Source organism: Geofilum rubicundum JCM 15548, from assembly GCF_000974365.1.
GTDB lineage: Bacteria > Bacteroidota > Bacteroidia > Bacteroidales > Marinilabiliaceae > Geofilum > Geofilum rubicundum.
The window spans coordinates 1-18,674 of sequence record NZ_BAZW01000011.1; the positions used below are offsets into that span (position 1 = coordinate 1).

Here is an 18,674-nt window from a genome sequence, read left to right on the forward strand (position 1 = left end):
TGGAAAATGATTATTATCTTTGCTTGGTAATGGATTTAAGCATGCTTAAGTTTACGTTCAATTAATAATTGATTTTCGGATGTACGGAATAGATTTGAATACCTTGCTGTTTGCATTTGGGCTGACGCTGTTTGCCGGTCTCTCCACCGGTATAGGAAGTGCCATGGCCTTTTTTGCCAAGCGTACCAATACCCGGTTTTTGTCCTTAGCCCTTGGCTTTTCTGCCGGTGTGATGATTTATGTCTCCTTTGTTGAAATTTTCTTTAAGGCGCAGGAGGAGCTGACAGGACATTTAGGCGAAAAATCCGGCACGTGGGTGACGGTGGCTGCCTTTTTTGGAGGAATGCTGTTGATCGCGCTGATTGACCGCTTTATTCCCAAGGGTGAAAACCCCCACGAAATCAACATGGTGGAGAATATGACGGAGGCACAGCGACTTCAAAAGACCAAGGAGAAAAAACTAATGCGCATGGGCCTGATGACCGGACTCGCCATTGCCATCCATAATTTTCCGGAGGGTCTGGCCACCTTTACGGCTGCCATAGCTGATCCCAACTTAGGTATTGCCATTGCAGTGGCCATCGCCATTCACAACATTCCGGAAGGTATTGCCATTTCAGTGCCCATTTATTATGCCACCGGTAGTCGTCGGAAGGCGTTTAAATACAGTTTTTTGTCGGGACTGGCAGAACCCATCGGTGCCATTTTTGGTTTTATGGTATTAATGCCTTTTATGGGGCCCATGTTGTTTGGAATCGTCTTTGCTTCTGTGGCTGGCATTATGGTGTTTATCAGTCTGGATGAATTGTTACCAGCTGCCCGGGAATATGGGGAGCACCACCTTTCTATTTACGGGATGTTTGGTGGGATGGTGGTGATGGCTCTCAGCCTGTTGATGTTCATTTAGTTTTTGCAAGAAGACTAAGATTTGTTTTTTTAGTCACGATTTTAATGAAAAAAGGTTTGAGATAATGCGGAGAACGGAAAGGTTTAAGAAAGTTATTGCCTGGTTTCAGGAGAACATGCCTGTGGCTGAAACGGAGCTGCACTATACCACTCCTTATGAGTTATTGGTGGCGGTGATTCTCTCAGCTCAGTGTACCGATAAGCGGGTGAACTTGATCACACCGCCTTTTTTTGAACGCTTCCCCACGGCTGAAGTTCTATCTAAGGCAGAAATCGCTGAGGTTTTTGAATACATTCGTTCCTGCAGCTATCCCAATAACAAAAGTAAAAGTCTGGTCGGCATGGCCCAGAAGCTGGTGGGGGAGTTCAATAACGTAGTTCCTTCCGATATCACAGAGCTTCAAAAGTTGCCTGGGGTTGGTCGAAAAACAGCCAATGTGATCGCTTCTGTGGTTTTTGATCAACCGGCTCTTGCCGTGGATACCCATGTGTTTCGGGTGGCGGCGCGCATTGGCCTGACCAAAGACGCCAAGACGCCTTTGGAAACGGAGCGGCAGTTGGTAAAGCACATCCCTGAATCCCTGCTGGCCATTGCTCATCACTGGCTCATCTTACACGGCCGATATGTTTGTGTGGCGCGTAAACCCAAGTGTGCTGAATGCGGACTGCAAGCATTTTGTGATTTCTACCACCGAAATAATAAGGTTTAACCTTACCTGGATTTAGAGAATAGCCAGTCGAGCAAGCCAGGAAGTTCAAACGTAGGGTCCCAGGCATTGTGATTGGCATTCGGGAATTCGGTGTATTTAACATCTGCACCGGCCGATTTAAGGGCCTCATACATTTCTTGGGAAAAATTTACCGGCACCACATCGTCCTTGGCCCCGTGGGTTATCCACAATGAGGTGTAGGGGGCATAATTGGCAGCAGCGTTGGTATTGCCTCCTCCGCAAATGGGAATGGCTGCCGCAAACAATTGCGGATGTCTGGCCAGAATATCAAAAGTCCCCATAGCCCCCATGGACAGTCCCATGATATAGAGTCGGTCGGGGTCAACGGCTTCGGATGCCAATAAAGCATGTACTAAATCAATGACCATCTGCTGCTCTTTGACCGGCGTTTCTTTCATGTTTTTGAAAGTGTCACTCAGTTCGTCTCTCAGGGTTGTTCGAACGGCAATCTCCACCCAGTATTTGTTCTCCGGGCATTGCGGAAATACCACAATGGCCGGATAGTTCAGACGGTTTTCCGGGTCTGTAAACAGGGTGGCACCATGTGTGAGCTGCTTTTCATTGTCGCTGCCCCGTTCACCGGCTCCGTGCATAAAAAGGACCAAGGGATACTTTGCAGCCGGGTCGTAGTTGTCGGGATAAAGCACCCTGTATAACAAGGAGTCTCCGGTTTCGCTGTGAAAGACCTTCTTTTTGTAGGCACGCTTCATACTGCTTTGTGAATCGAATTGCAGTTTTACAGCAACTGGCAAATGGTCCGATGGGAAGCGATTGTTTTGAAAGTCGGTCAGCGCACCATATTTAGCCACTTGGAAATCGTCCGATACAAAAACGTAATCGATGCGGTTTTTCAAGGGCGCATTTAAATTGAAACCTGAAAAGGTGCCAACGGGTCCATAAGGTGGGCTTTCAGAAACAACATAGGCATCGTGCAGAAAGTTTGAGATGTGCTTGATTTGTTCCGTATCCGGCGTGGAGTTGAGGTCGCCGCAAAAAATGACAGGCTGATCTCCGGCTATTTCACGGATTTTTTTCACCATTAACTTTCCCGATTCTTTTCGGGCAACGACCCCTTCATGGTCGAAATGCGCATTGAAAACATAAAACGACAGGCCATTTTCTTTATCTAAGAACTGTGCCCATGAGCAGACTCTGTGACAGCATGTGGCATCCCAGCCCAGAGATGGTGCGTCAGGTGTTTCACTGAGCCAGAAGTCGCCCGACTGAAGCAACTCAAATCGCTCCTTTTTATAGAATATGGCGGCATGCTCTCCACCCTGAAGACCATCATCCCGACCCGAACCCGTGTAGGCAAAGGCCTCCATGGTGAGTAAATCTTCTATTTGTCCAAAAAAAGCTTCCTGGGTGCCGATGATGTCGAATTCGTGGTAGCGAATTAGATCCATCACAAACTCACTGCGATGGGGCCAGGCGTTTTCTCCGTCGGATGTGGTGTTTAGACGAAGATTAAAGGAAGCCACGTTGATGGGGATGTCCCGCTGGGCTGTGAGTGATAGTTGCCAGGTGGCAACTATCAGAAATAGTAATAATTTTTTCATTTTATTTTTTTTGTGCTCGAGCCGCATGGGCTTTTCCTTTTTTTCTGAGGCGGAAAAGAAATTTCTGTTTTTATAGGAATTTTTATCCACGCATTAAGCTCCATGCATCTTTAAGTTTTTATTATCTGAACAAGTGTATCAAATATAACTGTTTTTGTAAAAAGAAGCCGCCTGACAGGCACCCTCTTAGTTCAATCATGTAAAAAATAGGAGTCCACGAATCGAAGATCAACGAAGTCAATTTCACTTATGCGAATAAAACAAACTCTTAAAATTTTTAATTCGTTTAATTGGCGTAATTCGTGGATACCCTTTTTTTTATTCCTCCAGCCTAAAATCAGTAGAATTATCAGTGTCTGAATTGGGACCTATGAAGACTTTGAAATCGCCTGATTCAGCGGCCAGGCGCAGGTCCTGGTGATAGAAGGCCAGATCGTCAACGTTGAGCGTGAAGGTCACTTCTTTGGATTCGCCCGGTTTCAGGTTGATTTTCTCAAAGGCTTTGAGTTCTTTCACCGGGGGTGTCAGACTCCTGATAACATCCCTAATGTATAATTGAACGACTTCTTCGCCTTCAAAGTCACCGGTGTTGGTAACTTTTACAGAGGCCTTTAGCTGCCCATCGGGCTGGATACTTGTCTCATCGATTACCACATCGCTGTATTCAAAAGAAGTATAACTCAGTCCGTACCCAAAAGCAAAAAGTGGTGAGTTGGGAACATCCAAATAGTTGGAACGGAATTTCTGGAATTCATCGCCCGGGTTGGGGCGTCCCGTCACTCTTTGGTTATAGTAGATGGGTGTCTGACCCACATTTCGGGGAAAAGTCATGGTGAGTTTGCCAGAGGGGTTGTAGACGCCCAAAAGTACGTCGGCAATGCCATTGCCGGCTTCTATGCCCGCATGCCAGGTCAGCAGAAGAGCATCTGCCAGTTCATTTTCTTCTTCAAGGGCGAGGGGGCGACCACTCATGATGACCAAAACCAGTGGTTTACCGGTTTGGGCCAGTGCTCTTACCAGTTTCTTCTGGTTTTCAGGCAGTGTAATGTCCGAACGACTGGACGATTCGCCACTCATTTCAGAGGCTTCACCAACTACAGCCACGATGACATCAGAGCTGTTGGCCATGGTCAATGCTTCACGCAGCATTAACTCCGGTGAACGTTCATCGATATCGATGCGGGTTCCAAAAACATTCACTTTTTCAGCAAACGCCGGGTCATCACTAATATTGGCCCCTTTGGCATATTGGATTCTGGCATTGGTGCCCAGTGACTTTTGCAGGCCTTCCAAAAGGGGAACCGACATTTGCGGATCTCCGGAAACAGCCCAGGTACCCAGCATGTTGTTTTTGTTGTTGGCCAGGGGACCTACCAGTGCAATGCGTGTGTGGCGACCAAGCGGCAGGGTTTGGTTGGCGTTTTTCAAAAGCACTGCAGAGCGGGCGGCTACATCACGTGCAAAACTTCGGTTGGCCTCGGTAAGGATTCGGTTTTCAGGTCTGCTGTCATCAATGTAACGATAGGGATCGTCGAAGAGTCCCAGCTGGTATTTGGCCTGAAGAATTCTGCGGCAGGCCTTATTGATAGCTTCTTCGGATACAGTGCCTTCATCCAAAGAATTTTTGAGGGTGGTCAGAAAGCCTTCCCCCACCATGTCCATATCCAGTCCGGCCTTCAGCGCCAGGGCCGAAACGGCTTGTAAGTCGCCCAATCCATGATCCACCATTTCATTGACGGAGGTATAGTCCGAAACCACAAAGCCATCAAAATCCCACCGGTCGCGCAAAATGTCCGTCAGCAACCATTTGTTGGCCGAGGCCGGTACACCATCCACGTCGTTAAAACTGGTCATTATACTGCCCGCCCCTTCTTCAATGGCTGCTAAAAAGGGTGGAAAATAATCGTTGAACATTCTTATTCGGCTCATATCTACCGTGTTGTAGTCCCTGCCGCCTTCCGGTGCACCATAAAGCGCAAAATGCTTAACCGTAGCCATCATGGTATTCGCCGCGGTCAAATCATCTCCCTGATAGCCGCGCACCATGGCACGGGCAATTTGTGACCCCAAATACGGATCTTCGCCGCCACCTTCCGCCACGCGCCCCCAGCGGGCGTCCCGTGAGATGTCTACCATGGGCGAAAAATTCCAGTTGAGTCCGTCAGCTGTGGCTTCTTCCGCCGCTACCCGGGCGGTTTTTTCAATCATGGCCATATCCCAGCTGGCTGACAGACCGAGGGGTATCGGAAAAACGGTTTTGTAGCCGTGGATCACATCCGATCCGAATAGCATGGGAATCTTCAAGCGGCTTCTTTCCACGGCCAGGGTTTGTGCCTGTCGAACCTTTTCAGGACCAGTCACCCCAAATATGCCTCCCACTTTTCCCTCAATAATCTTGGCCTCTACATCGGTGCTGACCGCCGAGCCGGTGGGAATACCTCCTCCGGGAGTGATGAGGTTGAGCTGGCCGATTTTCTCTTCAATGGTCATCTGGCTCATCAGGTCGTCCACAAACCCATCCATCTCACTTCCTTTTTCCTCTTGGCTGCAGGCCAGCAGGAGCGTTGTTGCTAAAGCCAATAAAATAATTTGTCTCATAATGGTCTGTTTTTATTTCAATGCTAATTTATTCTGGATATATTTTGTTTTATGGGGCAAAGACCACCCAATGATCTTATGCACGTATTTAAATATCATTTGGTTATGCTATTGTTGTTTTTGTATGATAAGTTTGGTGCTGTATTGATGGGCACCGCAGCGCACATTGGTTAGATATACCCCGTTGGGCAGTTCTGAAATGTTAACCACCAGACCTGTTTCTCCAGCTGTCAGTTGTTGTGATTGCACCATTTGCCCGTGGAGCGTAAATATATTGACATGGATTGGCTGGTTATTGTCCTTAGTCGACCATTCAATGCCCACCTGCTTACTGGCCGGATTGGGATAAAGCCTCAATTCTTCTGATGCCGGGACCGATCGGGTGCTCGTGGATGTTTGATACGCAAAGCCCAGTTGGTTGAGTCCTGCCTGCAAATCGGCATCCTTCATCACGGTGTTCCATAGCAGGCCCGTGCGATGATTTTCCAACATCGACACAATGGGGCCCTGATCAATACCAATATAGCTTTTCTGGACCCAGTTGTACTTTTCGTTAAAAGCATCGTAGGGGCCATACAAACCGAAAAGATCCTGACCTCTTTCCCGGTAGAAATATTTCAAGGCCATCATGGAGGCTTCAGGGAGGTAGGGCATGCTGGACAAGGCGGCGGTAGGACTAATGGTCCCGTTGTCGTTGTTCATGGGTTCATGGGCTGTATAGCCAAAGGGATCATCACTCGCCGTTAATCCCCAGCAATTCGTGCTGTAGCCTTTGTGGTTCAATGGATTGTCTATGGCATAGGCGTGGTGAATCTTAACGGTGTTGACATACTCCTGCCAGTAATTCGCATATTGATCGGACAGTCCCCGGGGATTAATGCCCAAATGGCTGTAATGCACCCAAAACAGCGGGCCACCCCAGTTGGGAGAGAGGAACAGCTCGTGGGTGTAGAACACGCGACGGTTGACCATATCGCCATTTCCAGCCCAGCCCTGTTCGTAGACCTCCTTAGGAATGGAGTGGGTGGGCGAGGCGGCCGCCAGAATGTAGGTGACGAGTGCTTCATTCCAACCGTAGATCTTCATGTTCTTGGCAAAGTGGGTGTTGGGCGACCAGTGCCAGAAAAGAACGTTCTGGTCCCCGTTCCGGTACCAGTCCCATTCAATGGCCTCCCAGAGCTGGGTGGCTTTCTCCCTTATCTGGACGGAGGCGTTGTCCGTACCGGTAAAATAATTGCGCACTGCCAGTAGGCCCTGGGCCACAAAGGAAGTCTCCACCAGATCTCCTCCGTCGTCCCCCGCTGAAAAGGGAAGTGTTTGGTAGGTGTCCCCGTCGTACCAGTGCGACCAGGCACCGTGGTGCCTTTCGCAGGTCTCGAGGGAGGTGAGAATTTTCAGGACCCGCTCCTTAATGGCCTCAGGGTTCTCAAACGCCCGCTCATGCGCCACAATCATGGCCATCAGTCCCATCCCGGTGGCTCCTGAGGTCACGGTACTGCCACCCACATGACTCCTTTCCATGGCCATGCCGCTGCCGGCATGGGCCCCTTCCCAGAAATAGCGGAAACTGTAGCTTTGCACCATGTCCATCAACTCGTCATCCGTAAAATCCCTAATGACAGCACTGGCTTCCGCTGCCTGGGAGGTTTCGCCGGATGCCTCTGCCACAATCCGGTAATGAACCGTGCTGTTGCGGTATTGTTGCGGTACAAAATCCAGACAATAGGGCTCCTCTGTTGTATGGCGCAGCTGATAGGTTTCCTGGTTGTCAAAGGAGGCATATATCTGATAACTCATACCCTCCGCGGGGTGAGCCCACCGGAGTTCTGTGTGGCTGTCATAGCCTGTGGCTGTGACCGTTTCGACGGGTGGAATGACTTCTGAAAGAAGCGCAAAGGGGATGCCTGACAAAACAGAGAGGAGTATACCTTTCATTTTTGAAAAATTAATGGTGTATGGTGTTCGTTTACCACTTCCAACAGAAGGGAAGCCTAATTCTAATCCCGAAGGTGCGGTGTGGCGAAACCTAATCTTTTTAAGCCGCTTTGAACGTCGCTGTTTTGCATAAATAACTCCCACAAAAGAGCACTTCTGTGGTTCTCAATCATGATGGCAATGGGGCCCTGATCAATGGCCAGGTACCTTTGCGGATACCATTGGTATTCTTCGCTAAAGGCATCGTAAAACCCATAAGGCCCCCATATTTGATGGCCCCAGATTCTCATAAAAATGACGCATCACCAGCATGACTTCCCCGGGGGCATAGGGCAGTGACGACAGTGCGGCTGTGGGTGTAATAACGCCTAAATCGAAGGCGGGGCTATGTCCCGCATACCCGGTGAGGTTCGACTGGTCAGAATCCGGTTTTTGGTCCGTTTGTCCCTGGAAGTAGGCCGCAGCCCCCGGTACGCTGTAGCTGGCTGTTAAACCCCAGCTCCTTTCACCATAACCTTTATAGCCGTGGGGATTGTCTATGCAGTGCTGGCGGTTGAGCAGGGTGTGCGCCACATTGTTTTCCCAGTAGTCGGCATACTTATCCGACAGTCCCCTGGGATCCAGTCCCAGAAAGGAGTAATGCGCCCAAAAGAGCGGCCCGCCCTGATCGGATTTGACCCGATGTTTAAGGGTCAATGCCGGATTCTCTGAGGTGGCCGTTATAGAAATGGCCCCACTGCCGGCCCACCCTTCATGGTAGACCGGTGGGGCGATGGGAAAAGTGGGCGAGGCGGCTGCCAGGATGTAGGTAATCATGCACTCATCATAGCCCGTAATTTTATGGTTCATGGCCCATTGCTTGTCGGGCGACCAGTGCCAGTATAGCACATTTTCCCCATCTCTGGTGTGCCAGTTCCATTCTACTTCGCGCCATAGCTGGTCAATTTTTTGTGCCAGCTGCTGTTCATCGCTGTTACCATCTGTAAAGTATTGTTTCACTGTTAGCAAGCCCTGAACCAGAAAGGCTGTTTCCACCAGGTCGCCCCCATTGTCATTTTTGGAAAAGGGCTTCACCTTACCCGTCTGACCATCCAGCCAGTGGGGCCAAACGCCATGAAAGCGGTCGCTTTCTCCAGAAAGCCGACTATTCTGGTCAGGCGCTCAAAGCCTTCCTGTCGCATGATCCAGCCACGCTCTATGCCGGCAATGATGGCCATCAATCCAAAACCCGAACCTCCGGTGGTGACAATGTGTGCGTCATTTTGGGGGTAGTGGCCATCGATGTGAAGGCGTTCACGCGCCATGCCTGAGTTGGGTTCGGCACCTTCCCAAAAATATTGAAAGGTGTAGTATTGAACCGTATCAAGCAGCCGCTCATCTGTTAAAACCTGCGGTTGGGTATCGTTGTTTTTGGGTGAGGACAGGCCACACCCGGTCAGCAGTAAAACGACTGATATAAGGAAGAAAAGATAGTTCATGATGGAAGTTTTTTTGGTATGGAAAAACAGGAGGATGTATCGGTAGCTATACCGTTACATCCCCTGTTAATCATGATTTTACTCAGCGTCTGCGATGATGGTTTCTATCTCTTCCGGCGAGAGCACTTTGTTAAAAAACCTCAGGTCGTCTATGTAACTCAGATCCGATTTATGATCCCAATAGGCAAAGTTGGGCGCCCTGAGCCTATCGAAATGGCATCAGTCCCGGTCCAGTCAATGGCGGCACCTGTCTCAGATGCCAGGGTTTCAACCCCATTGATATAAATAATGCACTCGGTAGCCGAAACGGTGAAGGCCAGATGCACCCATTCTTCAGCGGGCAGGGTAATGACCCCACCATCGTTCCACACTTCGGCGTCGCCTGTGCCAAGGTTCAGTTTAAAACGCTGTTCAGTGGCACTTCCTTCGCGGAAAAAGCGCAGACCTTTGGTTCGGTCTTCACCTTCCGGACTGATGGAAATGATGCCAGCCCGGTCGGGATCGGGATTGGCTTTGTACCACATGGCGGCACTAAAAGCGTCACCGGTCAATCCTGCAGAGGGGAAGGTGATATAAGCGTCGGTGGCTCCCGCATAGGCGTCGGACCCCAGCTTGGCAAGACCTGCGAAGTCGGGCGTGCCGACCATCGCGGCTTCCGTTTCGCTGATGAGCTCTTTGTAGTTGCCATCAAAAGGCATGTAGAAAGTCTCTCCGTCATATTTGGCCTCGTATGTGACGGGCTGACCTTCATCTGCCATTACTGTCTGAACTTCTTCCTGTGACAGGGCTTTGTTAAAGATTCGCAGTTCATCGAAGAGACTCAGATCCGATTTGTGATCCCAATAAGCAAAGTTGGGCGCGCCAGAACCAATTGAGATGTTGGTGGTACCTGTCCAGTCAATCACATCGGCCATTAGGGCGGTTAAAGTGGCTTCTCCGTTGATGTAGATGATGCATTCGGTTTCTGAAATGGAGAAGGCCAGATGTACCCATTGGTTGGCGGTGACATCCACCACGCCGCCATCGTTCCATACTTCTCCATCGCCTGTGCCCAGGTTGAGTTTAAAGCGTTGTTCCGTGGCACTTCCTTCGCGGAAGAAACGCAAACCTTTGGTCCGGTCTTCCCCTTCGGGACTGACAGAAAGCAGTCCGGCCCGGTTGGGTTCGGCATTGGGCTTGTACCAGAAAGCTGCACTAAAGGTATTCCCTTTGAGATCATCCATGGGGAAGGTTATGTAAGAATCGGTGGCGCCTGCATAGGCTTTTCCGGAGATGCCGTTGGCTGAAAAGCCCGGCTCACCTACGATGGTAGCGTCTGTCTGCGAAATCAATTCCATGTAATCGCCATTGAAGGCCATGTAAAACACCTCGCCATCGTATTTAGCTTCATAAGGCGGAACCTTCATGAAATGGACGGTGGCTGAAGAGGTTTTACCCTCAGTGTCTTCGGCTGAAACCACCAGTGTGTGTTCTCCGTTGCTGAGTTCTTCATACAGCAGACTGCCCACAAAACGGCGATAATCTTTAAAGGTATTATAAGTAGCAATCTCAGTGCCATCCAGTGTTACCTTAATTTCGCCAATTTCAATGTCGTCTTCCACCTCAAATTTAATGGTGATGGAGGTGACGGCTTCTGTCACCATTATTTGCGCGCCTTCAGCCGGGTAAGAAATGTCCACTGTTGGCGCAGATTCATCCGGCCCGGCATCTACCGGAGAAATGTCGTCAATGCCATCATTGCAGGCGGTAAAAGTGGCCGTTAGCAATGCGATGATTGTTAAAAATATATGGAATGTCTTCATAATTAACTGTTTAATTAGTTGGCTGCTTTTTTTAGTCTCTTAGAACCGGGAATTGGTCCAGCTGATTTTGTGGATAGGGCAGATAGATGTCGGCTGCTGTGAAGGTTCTTCCTTCATAGTTTAGGGCATTGTACTGTTCCAGGCGTACCATGTCGTAATACCTGATGCCCCATTCCATGGCCAGTTCCGCCAGTTTCTCATCCATCACCTGTTGAGCGGTCACGCCGCTGACAGGGGTTAGACCAGCACGGTCGCGGACCAGATTTACCGCCTGGTCGGCTGTCATTGCCGGGCTGCTGGCACCTCGTGTCAGCGCTTCGGCATGCATCAACAGGATCTCTGCATAGCGGATAATGGTGAAATTTTTATTGTTTCCATAGCCTGTGCGTCCCGGCGTTAGCTGGTCCGAAGGTAAATAATGCTTGCCGCTGGCAAAAGCGCTCTGGGATAGTCATTGATCACGTCACCCGAAGGTGGTATTGCTGATCCAGTTCGGGAGCGTGGCATAGGCCGCATCTTTTTGAATTTCTTCAATGCCCCTGTTGGTAAACAAGACACTGGTTTCCAATCGGCTTTGCTCGCCACGATCCAGCATGAATTTGATCCAGGTGATACTGGGTTCATAAAATCCCCAGCCATCGCTTGCGGTAGCTACTTTGGGCGACCAGCCTGGGGACCATAGAAGGCAAACAGGTGGGCAATGATATCACCGGAGCCCTGACCGAAATCGGAATATTGGATTTCCAGGATGTTTTCGTTGTTTAACTTACCTGGTATTTTAAACAGATTATAAAAGTCCTCTTCCAATTCAAATTTGTCGGAAGCAATGATCGGGGAGGTGGCATCCGCTACTTTTTGGTATTGCTTGAGCTCCAGATTGGCCAGAGCCTGGATGGCCAGGGCTGTATATCTGGTTACGCCGCCACGAATATCGCTTCTCTGGTTGGGATGCAAGTCGGGCAAGTCAGCCATGGCCACATCCATCTCGTCAGAGATGTGTTGCATCACCTGGTCCTTTGTTGCAGGTTCCATGGTTAACAAGTCGGCCGGGTCAGAACTGGTGGGAATAAAAACAGCACCCCATGTCCTGGATAACTGTAAAAGCAACCATCCTCTGAGCACCCTTGCCTCTGCTATGTATTGGTTTCCCAACTGCGCTGAGGCGCCATTAGTAATGTATAAATCTACTTGTTCCATGGCCGAATGGGTAGCAAATATGTCTTTGTAAATGTTTTGCCATAGGGAGTTATACATCCAGAATCCTCTGTTGTAGTTGAATTTATCGGTTTCCGCAAAGTCCTGTTGATCGCCTAATCCACCGTGGTTCACATCATCACCTCTGACAGCAATCAAAGGATGGTCTTCCCAGCCGCGGGACTGAAATTCAGCATAGGCACCTAAAAGCGGTTGAATCATATTTTCAGATACTGTATAGTCGGTTTCCTCCGTGAAAATTCTGTTTTCAGCCGGTTCTTCCAACAGGTCGTGACAGGCAGACACTGATAGCAAAAAGCCGAAGGAGGCGGTGAGCATTAATATATATTTGAATGGTTTCATAACAATCATTTTTGAGGATTAAAATTTAATGTTTAGTCCAACGGTATAAACAGCCGGTATGGGGTAGGTCTGACGATCAATACCATCTGCTACCTCCGGGTTAAAGCCATTGTAATTAAACAAGGTCAAGGGTCGTTCAGCCGTTGCAAAAATCCTTGTCTCAGGAATGGTATTGCCCAGCAGCTCCTTTCCCTTAATGCGATAGCCCAACTGGATGTTTTGAATCCGGAAGAAAGAACCATCTTCCACAAAGTAGTCGCTCATCTTTTGGTTCCAACCTTTCCTGAGGCCTGCCGATGAAGGATATTTGTTGGAGGTTCCCTCGCCATGCCAGCGATTGGTGGCCAAATCAGCATCCAGATTTCCATCGGCCGTCCATATCATTTCTCCTCTTTTTCTGTTGAGTATTTTATTGCCTGTCTGTCCCAAAATATTCAGTGAGAAGTCAATATTTTTATAGTTCAAGCCCAAATTGGCCCCATAGTTAAAGGAAGGGAAGTAGGATCCCAGCACCACCCGATCGGCATCATCAATAGCCCCATCGTTGTTCTGATCTTTGTAGATGAAATCGCCCGGAACCAAACTGTTGGCAACAGCAATCGGATCACCAGACACTTGTGCATCGTTTTGGTAAACCCCTTCAACTTCGTAACCAAAGAAGGCCATCAAGGGTTCCCCGACAATGGATCTTTGTCTGAATTCTGCAGAGCCTCCGTCAATATATTCCTGGCCATACAAATAGAGTACCTCATTTTTCAGGGTGGAGATGTTACCACTGATGCTGTAGGACAGGTCATTGGTCAGCTGGTCGCTCCAGGTAAGGATTACTTCAAGACCTGCGTTCCGTATCTCACCAACATTACGCAACACGGTCTGTCCAATGGAGGGTATGCTTACGTAAATGGCCGCATTTTTAGTGTCTCTTATAAAGTAGTCAATGTCGGTTGACAAGCGACTGTTCAGGAATTCGGCGGTAATCCCCACATTGGTCTCTTCCGTCAATTCCCATTGCAAGGCAGAAAAAGTGCTTTGAGCAATGGTGCCCGTCACCAACTGGTCGTTAATTGCAGTGGTGACGACACTTGTAGTAGCTGCTCCGTCACTGGCTTGTATTCTGTCGTTCCCCAATCTACCCCAGCTGGCGCGCAGTTTTAGAAAGTTGATGGCCATGTTGTTTTGCATAAAACCTTCTTCCGACAACACCCATCCTATACCAACAGTTGGGAAGTAGCCCCATTTTTCCTGGTATTTTGAGCTTCCATCGGCCCGCATGGTTCCATAAAGCAGATATCTGTTGTCGAAGTTGTAGCTACACGGCCAAAATAAGAAAGTCCGTATTGTCTGAGGCCGCCATCACCGACACTGCCTTCCGGTTTGGTTTCAGCCTGACTGATGTACCATGCTTGTCTTTGCTCGTGAGGGAAACCCAGACCACCTGCCATAAGCCTTCATAGGCCTCATCGCGGTAGGAGGTTCCTAACATGGTGACGAGGTTGTGTTGGTTGACTTTTAGTGTGTAGGTGAGTATGTTGTCCCAGTTTTGGTTGATCCAGACCGATGAGGTTTTGTTAATGGTCGATTCTTCCCGCTGAGCTCCACTTGATATAAAGTAGGGTAATCCTATATTGCGCTGGATGAGTGAAGTAAAAGCGTTACTGTAGGAAGTTTTAAAGGTTAAAACCTCAGGAATCAGATCCAGTTCAGCATAGAAGTTGGCATTGAGCTTGCGTATTTTTTGTTGGTTTTCCGTATAATTCATGGCCGGAAAAGGGTTTTTACCATCCCGGTAACCTAACAGCTGAGCGCTGGAGTATTTATCTGGCCAGGCAGCTTCATTCATTTCATCGTACACCGGCATAATGGGGATGGCGTAGTAGGCCGTATGCCAGGCGCTCCCATTTTCCAGATGCTTTGTGGCATTGCTGAAGATCATGTTTCCGCCTACAGTCAGGCGTTCATTAACGTTGTAATCCAGTTTGGACCTTAGATTGAAACGCTCGTAATCATTTTTCATGTCCAGAACACCTTCCTGTGCAAAATAATTGGTACCCAAAGAATAGGATGCATTTTCGCCGCCACCGGTCACATTCAGACTGTGGTTTTGAATGGGGGCTGGTCGAAGAATCTCATTATACCAATCGGTATTGACATTCGGAACATTGGGGTTGATGCGGCTACGGCCATATCTTTGCATGGCATTGTCAATGTAGCGACATCCGTTGGTGAACCGGATTCTAAGGCCATTTGGGTGAACTGCTCGGCGTTGGCCATTTTTAGTATGTCCTGAGCCACCTGATAGCCATAATAGCCATCGTAAGTGATGACGGACTTTTGATTGATGCCGCCCGATTTGGTTTCTATCAGCACTACCCCGTTGGCTGCTCTTACGCCATAAATCGCCGCTGCAGAAGCATCTTTTAATATCGATATGGAGGCGATGTCGGCCGTGTTCAAAAAATCAATATTGTCGAAAAACATGCCATCCACAACGTATAACGGAGCTTCGTTGCCTTGTCCCGGATAGGAGCCAATACCCCTTACACGGATGGTGGGGGCAGCACCCGGTGCACCACTGCTCACTACCTGCAGTCCGGCTACTTTTCCTTGTAGCGCCTGCATGGCCTGGCCAGTCGGTGTTTTATCAAGGTCCTCTGATCTAACTGTGGAAATGGATGAGGTTAAGTCCCGCACCGGTAAGGAGCCGTAGCCTATGACTACTACCTCGTCCAGACTGGAGACTGCAACTTCCATGGCCACATTGATTTGTGTCTGATCGTTAACTGCAATGGTCTGTTGCTCAAATCCAACAGAGCTGATTACCAGGGTCACGCCCGGTTCAGCATCCAGCATGTATTCACCGTCAATGTTGGTTATCGTTCCCTGAGTGGTACCTTCTATTACAACGGATACACCGGGGAGCGGTAAGTCGTCATCTGCTGAAGTAATAACTCCCGAGATGGTCCTGGTTTGTGCAAAGAGCCAGGTGGTAGTTCCAAATAATAGTATCAGGAAAAGGCTCCTTAATAGCGTTCTTTTTCTCATAGTGAAGAAGATTTGAAATTATTACATTTTAACAATTGGTCAAATCTATTAACATTAAAAGACGATGTCCACTAAAAGACCTAATCAAAACTTTCGTCCTGATATTTGTCATCACATCATTGCTTGCTCATTTTTGTGTAAGTGGTTTATTATGAACTAATACTGAGCAGGAAGTCTGTTAAGTTTTCTTCATGGGAGAGCTCGAGTTTTTTCCTTAATCGGTAGCGCTTGAGTTCAAGACTGCGGACAGAGACGTTGAGAAGGGCAGATAATTCTTTGGTGCTGAGGTTCATTTTAAGAAAGGCACAAAAACGCAGGTCATTGCTGGACAGGTGCGGGTACTTTTCACTCAGGTGTTCGTAAAACTTTGAGTTGATATGGTTAAAATTGGTTTCAAACAGTAGCCAGTCGTCATTGCTGTTGAGATTGGAGTCGATGAGCCGGACCAGTTTTGCGATCGCTGCCTTTTGGGTGTCGGGCGCCTTTTTTATTTGGAGGATGCCTTCCTTGAGGGACTCCAACAATTGGTTTTTATTGGCGAGGCGTAAGGCCGAGGTACCTATTTCGTGACTCTTGTGGAGGACTTCCTGTTCTAACCTTTCCTTTTCAAGGGACATGATCTTCTGTTCTGAAAGAATTTTTAAATGCTGCAGTTCTTGTTGTTTTTCCGACTCCAACTCTTTTTTTTGTTTCTGAAGATGGGCGCTGTGGAGTAAAAGTGATACTTTGAGCAGGCCCAAAAGGAGCGCGACATAGGCTGCCAGGGCCCAGTTGGTCAGGTACCAGGGCTTTTGAATGCGGAATTGGTAAAGTAACTTTTGTGACAAGGGGGCTGACGCTACCCTTACGTAGAATTCGTAAGTGCCCGGCGGCAGGTTGTTGTAGCTTTGGTGACCAATGCTTTGTGGGGCCGACCAGTCTTGTTCCAATCCCTTTAACCTTACCTGGTAAAATTGGGGCAAAGCATCGTAACTGGCATTGGTGAAAGTGAAATGCAGGTTGTTTTGATTGGCCTTGAGGGAATGGACTTGTGTGGAATCGGTTGATAGTTGGTAGTTGCGTCGGGCATTACCGGTTTCAGCCACTACCTGGGTGAGTTGAATTCTGGGTATGGCTTCAGATTGATGGCTGAGCGATTCATTCGAGAATAACACCAGCCCATTGTCCATTGTTAACGATGCTAAATGCCCCAGCGTTGAAATGTTTTCGTAATTTTCAATGATTAAGTCGCTTGGCGTCATGAAGCTGGACATTTCCGACAGATTAAATTCCGAGTCGATTTGAAAAAGGTGCGCTCTGTCACTGGAAATGAACCAATACTGATGACGTTCAATCTCAATGATCCGATAAAATCCTTGATAATTGGCCAACTGTTCGTTTATTTTCTCGAAGGGAACAATTTCATCGTTAATTTCATCGTAGGTATAGATGCCGGCAGAGGTGGTGAAAACAATTCGTCCGCGAATGGTGAAAACATGTATGTTGTAATCCTCCGGAAAACCGTCCTCCTTACCGTAATATACCACTCTTTTCAGTTGGGGGCGGTTGGCCTCCATGATGACTTTGTATACCCCTTTTTGATTGTGGGAGGCCCAAAGCACTTCTTGTGAATGCACGGCCACAAAACGAATGGGTTCCTGAAGTCCCTGCGCATGGTGTGAGAAATTCCATTGTCCCCTTTCGTTTTTCCTGTAAAAGGCCAGTCCCACATAAGTGCCCTGCACCATCCAGTCACTGTTAATGGGTTGAAGGTTCCATCCGCCGGCTACCGGCGAAGTCCAACGAGGCGCCTCTCCCGGTTGGTCAATGATAAAAGTCCCGTTGTTATGGCCACAAAAGAGTTGCTGGTCGTGGATGCTTAAATCCCAGACCTGACCCTGTGTGCCTTCAACAAAAGTAAAATTGTTTTTAGAAGTTTGGTTTTGGCTGGCCGCCGTGTAAAACAGCCCGTGGTTGGTGCCGATATACAGGTAGGGGCCAAAAAGGGTGGCATCGTATGAAGCACCCAGCTGACCGGAAATATCGGCAATATAACGGAAGGGCGAATGGGTTTTGACGTAGGTCAGTCCATTGTCAAGTCCCAGCCACACATTCCGGTCCACGTCGAGCAGCATACTCAGAATGGTATTGTTGTTGATACCTTGCGACATATTTAAATGCTCCAGAATTTGGCCTTTTTGATTGACCACGATGCACCATCCTTGATGGTGCCGAACATCATGGTGGTGTCGCTCAATTGAACACTTCTGTTGAGCTGGTTTTTCCGGAGAAATTCCGAGGCTTCACAATTCCAGGAACCCCAAATCTTCCCGGCCTTTTTAAACAAACCATCCAGGGTTGTCCCTACCATTTCATTCGCTCCAAAATTAAACCAGGCAATCACTCTTGAATTCTTAAAAGTGCTGCCACCCTCCATGAGTTGGTAGTCTCCGTTTTTATAAGCGTAGAGGCCCATGTTTTGCAGGTGCACAGCCAATTGACCCTGGTTGCTCATCAGGTACAAAAGGTACGACGGTCCTTTATGGGTGGTCAGCTGGCCATCTTTGTATTCGTAGATGGCTGTGAATGACTGAAAATGAACGGTGCTGTCTTGGCGGATGATTTGCCAGATTTCTTCGTTGTTGGCAATTTTTTGCGGCAACGAATCCGATAGAGAAATGTATTCGAGTGCACCCGTTTTGGCCACTTCGAAAAAACCAAATTCTTCGTAGCCCCCTACATAAACCTTGCCCTGATGGTCGCTCAGGACGGCCCGCACAGGTAGTCGGCTGGGCAAGAGGTAAGTCTGCCATCTGGTACCGTCAAAGCTTAAAAGTCCCTGATTGTTACCAATGTATAGGAACCCGGTGGTGGTATCCTGGTGGAGGTCCCAATTCTGACTATGGGCTTTATAGGCACCTTTGTCGTAGTTTTTGAAAAAATAATTCCCGGTAAAAGGAACTGGCTGTCCATACGCTGGGAGCAGCATCCCCATAAAAAGCAAGGCGTGTACAGCAGCTAAGCGGACCCTTTGCTTTTCTTGGAATGGGGCAATATTTCTCATAAGTAGTCAGCTATTCGTTTCTA

17 protein-coding genes are annotated in these 18,674 nt (G+C 48.5%); 2 read left to right on the forward strand and 15 right to left on the reverse strand.

Features of this window, described 5'->3' with window-relative positions; all coding sequences use genetic code 11:
* Positions 1–79: 79 nt before the first annotated feature.
* Both zupT and nth read left to right on the forward strand, forming a co-directional pair.
* Positions 80–907: a zinc transporter ZupT gene (zupT, locus tag JCM15548_RS07615; protein WP_062124016.1), complete on the forward strand. Its 828-nt coding sequence runs from the start codon at positions 80–82 to the stop codon at positions 905–907.
* Positions 908–971: 64 nt separating this feature from the next.
* Positions 972–1,616, forward strand: a complete 645-nt coding sequence (gene nth / locus JCM15548_RS07620) for an endonuclease III (protein WP_062124018.1) — start codon at positions 972–974, stop codon at positions 1,614–1,616.
* Positions 1,617–1,618: 2 nt separating this feature from the next.
* Here nth and JCM15548_RS23315 read toward each other — a convergent pair whose 3' ends face one another.
* The 15 genes from JCM15548_RS23315 to JCM15548_RS07665 all read right to left on the reverse strand — a co-directional run bounded on the left by JCM15548_RS23315 (position 1,619) and on the right by JCM15548_RS07665 (position 18,651).
* A complete protein-coding gene (locus JCM15548_RS23315; protein WP_227625569.1) occupies positions 1,619–3,196 on the reverse strand; it encodes an endonuclease/exonuclease/phosphatase family protein in 1,578 nt (525 codons plus the stop codon).
* Between the two features lie 318 nt (positions 3,197–3,514).
* Positions 3,515–5,794 (reverse strand): beta-glucosidase BglX, encoded by a 2,280-nt coding sequence (gene bglX, locus JCM15548_RS07630; protein WP_062124019.1) that lies wholly within the window; start codon positions 5,792–5,794, stop codon positions 3,515–3,517.
* 108 nt (positions 5,795–5,902) lie between these two features.
* Complete coding sequence (locus JCM15548_RS07635; RefSeq protein ID WP_083985027.1) at positions 5,903–7,729, reverse strand: glucoamylase family protein; 1,827 nt, start codon at positions 7,727–7,729, stop codon at positions 5,903–5,905.
* 62 nt (positions 7,730–7,791) lie between these two features.
* Entirely contained in the window at positions 7,792–8,019 is a 228-nt protein-coding gene (locus JCM15548_RS25190) for a glucoamylase family protein (RefSeq protein ID WP_262486934.1), read from the reverse strand.
* Positions 7,964–8,803 (reverse strand): glucoamylase family protein, encoded by an 840-nt coding sequence (locus tag JCM15548_RS25195; RefSeq protein ID WP_262486935.1) that lies wholly within the window; start codon positions 8,801–8,803, stop codon positions 7,964–7,966. The genes JCM15548_RS25190 and JCM15548_RS25195 overlap by 56 nt, the downstream gene beginning before the upstream one ends.
* A complete protein-coding gene (locus JCM15548_RS23325; protein ID WP_227625570.1) occupies positions 8,800–9,207 on the reverse strand; it encodes a hypothetical protein in 408 nt (135 codons plus the stop codon). Before JCM15548_RS23325 ends, JCM15548_RS25195 begins: the two co-directional genes overlap by 4 nt.
* A gap of 158 nt (positions 9,208–9,365) precedes the next feature.
* On the reverse strand, positions 9,366–11,009 hold the full coding sequence (locus JCM15548_RS07645; protein ID WP_227625571.1) for a LamG-like jellyroll fold domain-containing protein: 1,644 nt from the start codon (positions 11,007–11,009) through the stop codon (positions 9,366–9,368).
* Positions 11,010–11,040: 31 nt separating this feature from the next.
* Complete coding sequence (locus JCM15548_RS23330) at positions 11,041–11,337, reverse strand: RagB/SusD family nutrient uptake outer membrane protein (RefSeq protein ID WP_262486936.1); 297 nt, start codon at positions 11,335–11,337, stop codon at positions 11,041–11,043.
* Positions 11,338–11,472: 135 nt separating this feature from the next.
* A complete protein-coding gene (locus tag JCM15548_RS25200) occupies positions 11,473–11,604 on the reverse strand; it encodes a hypothetical protein (RefSeq protein WP_262486937.1) in 132 nt (43 codons plus the stop codon).
* Between the two features lie 56 nt (positions 11,605–11,660).
* Positions 11,661–12,566 carry a RagB/SusD family nutrient uptake outer membrane protein gene (locus tag JCM15548_RS23335; protein ID WP_227625572.1) on the reverse strand — a complete coding sequence of 302 codons (906 nt, stop codon included), beginning with the start codon at positions 12,564–12,566 and terminating at the stop codon, positions 11,661–11,663.
* A gap of 18 nt (positions 12,567–12,584) precedes the next feature.
* Entirely contained in the window at positions 12,585–13,838 is a 1,254-nt protein-coding gene (locus JCM15548_RS23340; protein ID WP_227625573.1) for a SusC/RagA family TonB-linked outer membrane protein, read from the reverse strand.
* Between the two features lie 37 nt (positions 13,839–13,875).
* Positions 13,876–14,760, reverse strand: a complete 885-nt coding sequence (locus JCM15548_RS23345) for a TonB-dependent receptor (protein WP_227625574.1) — start codon at positions 14,758–14,760, stop codon at positions 13,876–13,878.
* Positions 14,655–15,608, reverse strand: a complete 954-nt coding sequence (locus tag JCM15548_RS23350; protein WP_227625575.1) for a TonB-dependent receptor plug domain-containing protein — start codon at positions 15,606–15,608, stop codon at positions 14,655–14,657. The genes JCM15548_RS23345 and JCM15548_RS23350 overlap by 106 nt, the downstream gene beginning before the upstream one ends.
* A gap of 149 nt (positions 15,609–15,757) precedes the next feature.
* Positions 15,758–17,758: a triple tyrosine motif-containing protein gene (locus tag JCM15548_RS07660; protein ID WP_062124024.1), complete on the reverse strand. Its 2,001-nt coding sequence runs from the start codon at positions 17,756–17,758 to the stop codon at positions 15,758–15,760.
* 2 nt (positions 17,759–17,760) lie between these two features.
* Entirely contained in the window at positions 17,761–18,651 is an 891-nt protein-coding gene (locus JCM15548_RS07665; protein ID WP_062124026.1) for a hypothetical protein, read from the reverse strand.
* Positions 18,652–18,674 lie beyond the last annotated feature (23 nt).

Coding starts and splice junctions, on each gene's coding strand:
- nth (WP_062124018.1), top strand. CDS start 972: ATGCGGAGAACGGAAAGGTTTAAGAAAGTTATTGCCTGGTTTCAGGAG.
- JCM15548_RS23350 (WP_227625575.1), bottom strand. CDS start 15,608: ATGAGAAAAAGAACGCTATTAAGGAGCCTTTTCCTGATACTATTATTT.
- zupT (WP_062124016.1), top strand. CDS start 80: ATGTACGGAATAGATTTGAATACCTTGCTGTTTGCATTTGGGCTGACG.
- JCM15548_RS23335 (WP_227625572.1), bottom strand. CDS start 12,566: ATGAAACCATTCAAATATATATTAATGCTCACCGCCTCCTTCGGCTTT.
- JCM15548_RS23345 (WP_227625574.1), bottom strand. CDS start 14,760: ATGCAAAGATATGGCCGTAGCCGCATCAACCCCAATGTTCCGAATGTC.
- JCM15548_RS23330 (WP_262486936.1), bottom strand. CDS start 11,337: ATGCATGCCGAAGCGCTGACACGAGGTGCCAGCAGCCCGGCAATGACA.
- JCM15548_RS07665 (WP_062124026.1), bottom strand. CDS start 18,651: ATGAGAAATATTGCCCCATTCCAAGAAAAGCAAAGGGTCCGCTTAGCT.
- JCM15548_RS23340 (WP_227625573.1), bottom strand. CDS start 13,838: ATGCGGGCCGATGGAAGCTCAAAATACCAGGAAAAATGGGGCTACTTC.
- JCM15548_RS23325 (WP_227625570.1), bottom strand. CDS start 9,207: ATGAACTATCTTTTCTTCCTTATATCAGTCGTTTTACTGCTGACCGGG.
- JCM15548_RS25190 (WP_262486934.1), bottom strand. CDS start 8,019: ATGAGAATCTGGGGCCATCAAATATGGGGGCCTTATGGGTTTTACGAT.
- JCM15548_RS23315 (WP_227625569.1), bottom strand. CDS start 3,196: ATGAAAAAATTATTACTATTTCTGATAGTTGCCACCTGGCAACTATCA.
- JCM15548_RS07660 (WP_062124024.1), bottom strand. CDS start 17,758: ATGTCGCAAGGTATCAACAACAATACCATTCTGAGTATGCTGCTCGAC.
- JCM15548_RS25200 (WP_262486937.1), bottom strand. CDS start 11,604: ATGCTGGATCGTGGCGAGCAAAGCCGATTGGAAACCAGTGTCTTGTTT.
- JCM15548_RS07635 (WP_083985027.1), bottom strand. CDS start 7,729: ATGAAAGGTATACTCCTCTCTGTTTTGTCAGGCATCCCCTTTGCGCTT.
- bglX (WP_062124019.1), bottom strand. CDS start 5,794: ATGAGACAAATTATTTTATTGGCTTTAGCAACAACGCTCCTGCTGGCC.
- JCM15548_RS07645 (WP_227625571.1), bottom strand. CDS start 11,009: ATGAAGACATTCCATATATTTTTAACAATCATCGCATTGCTAACGGCC.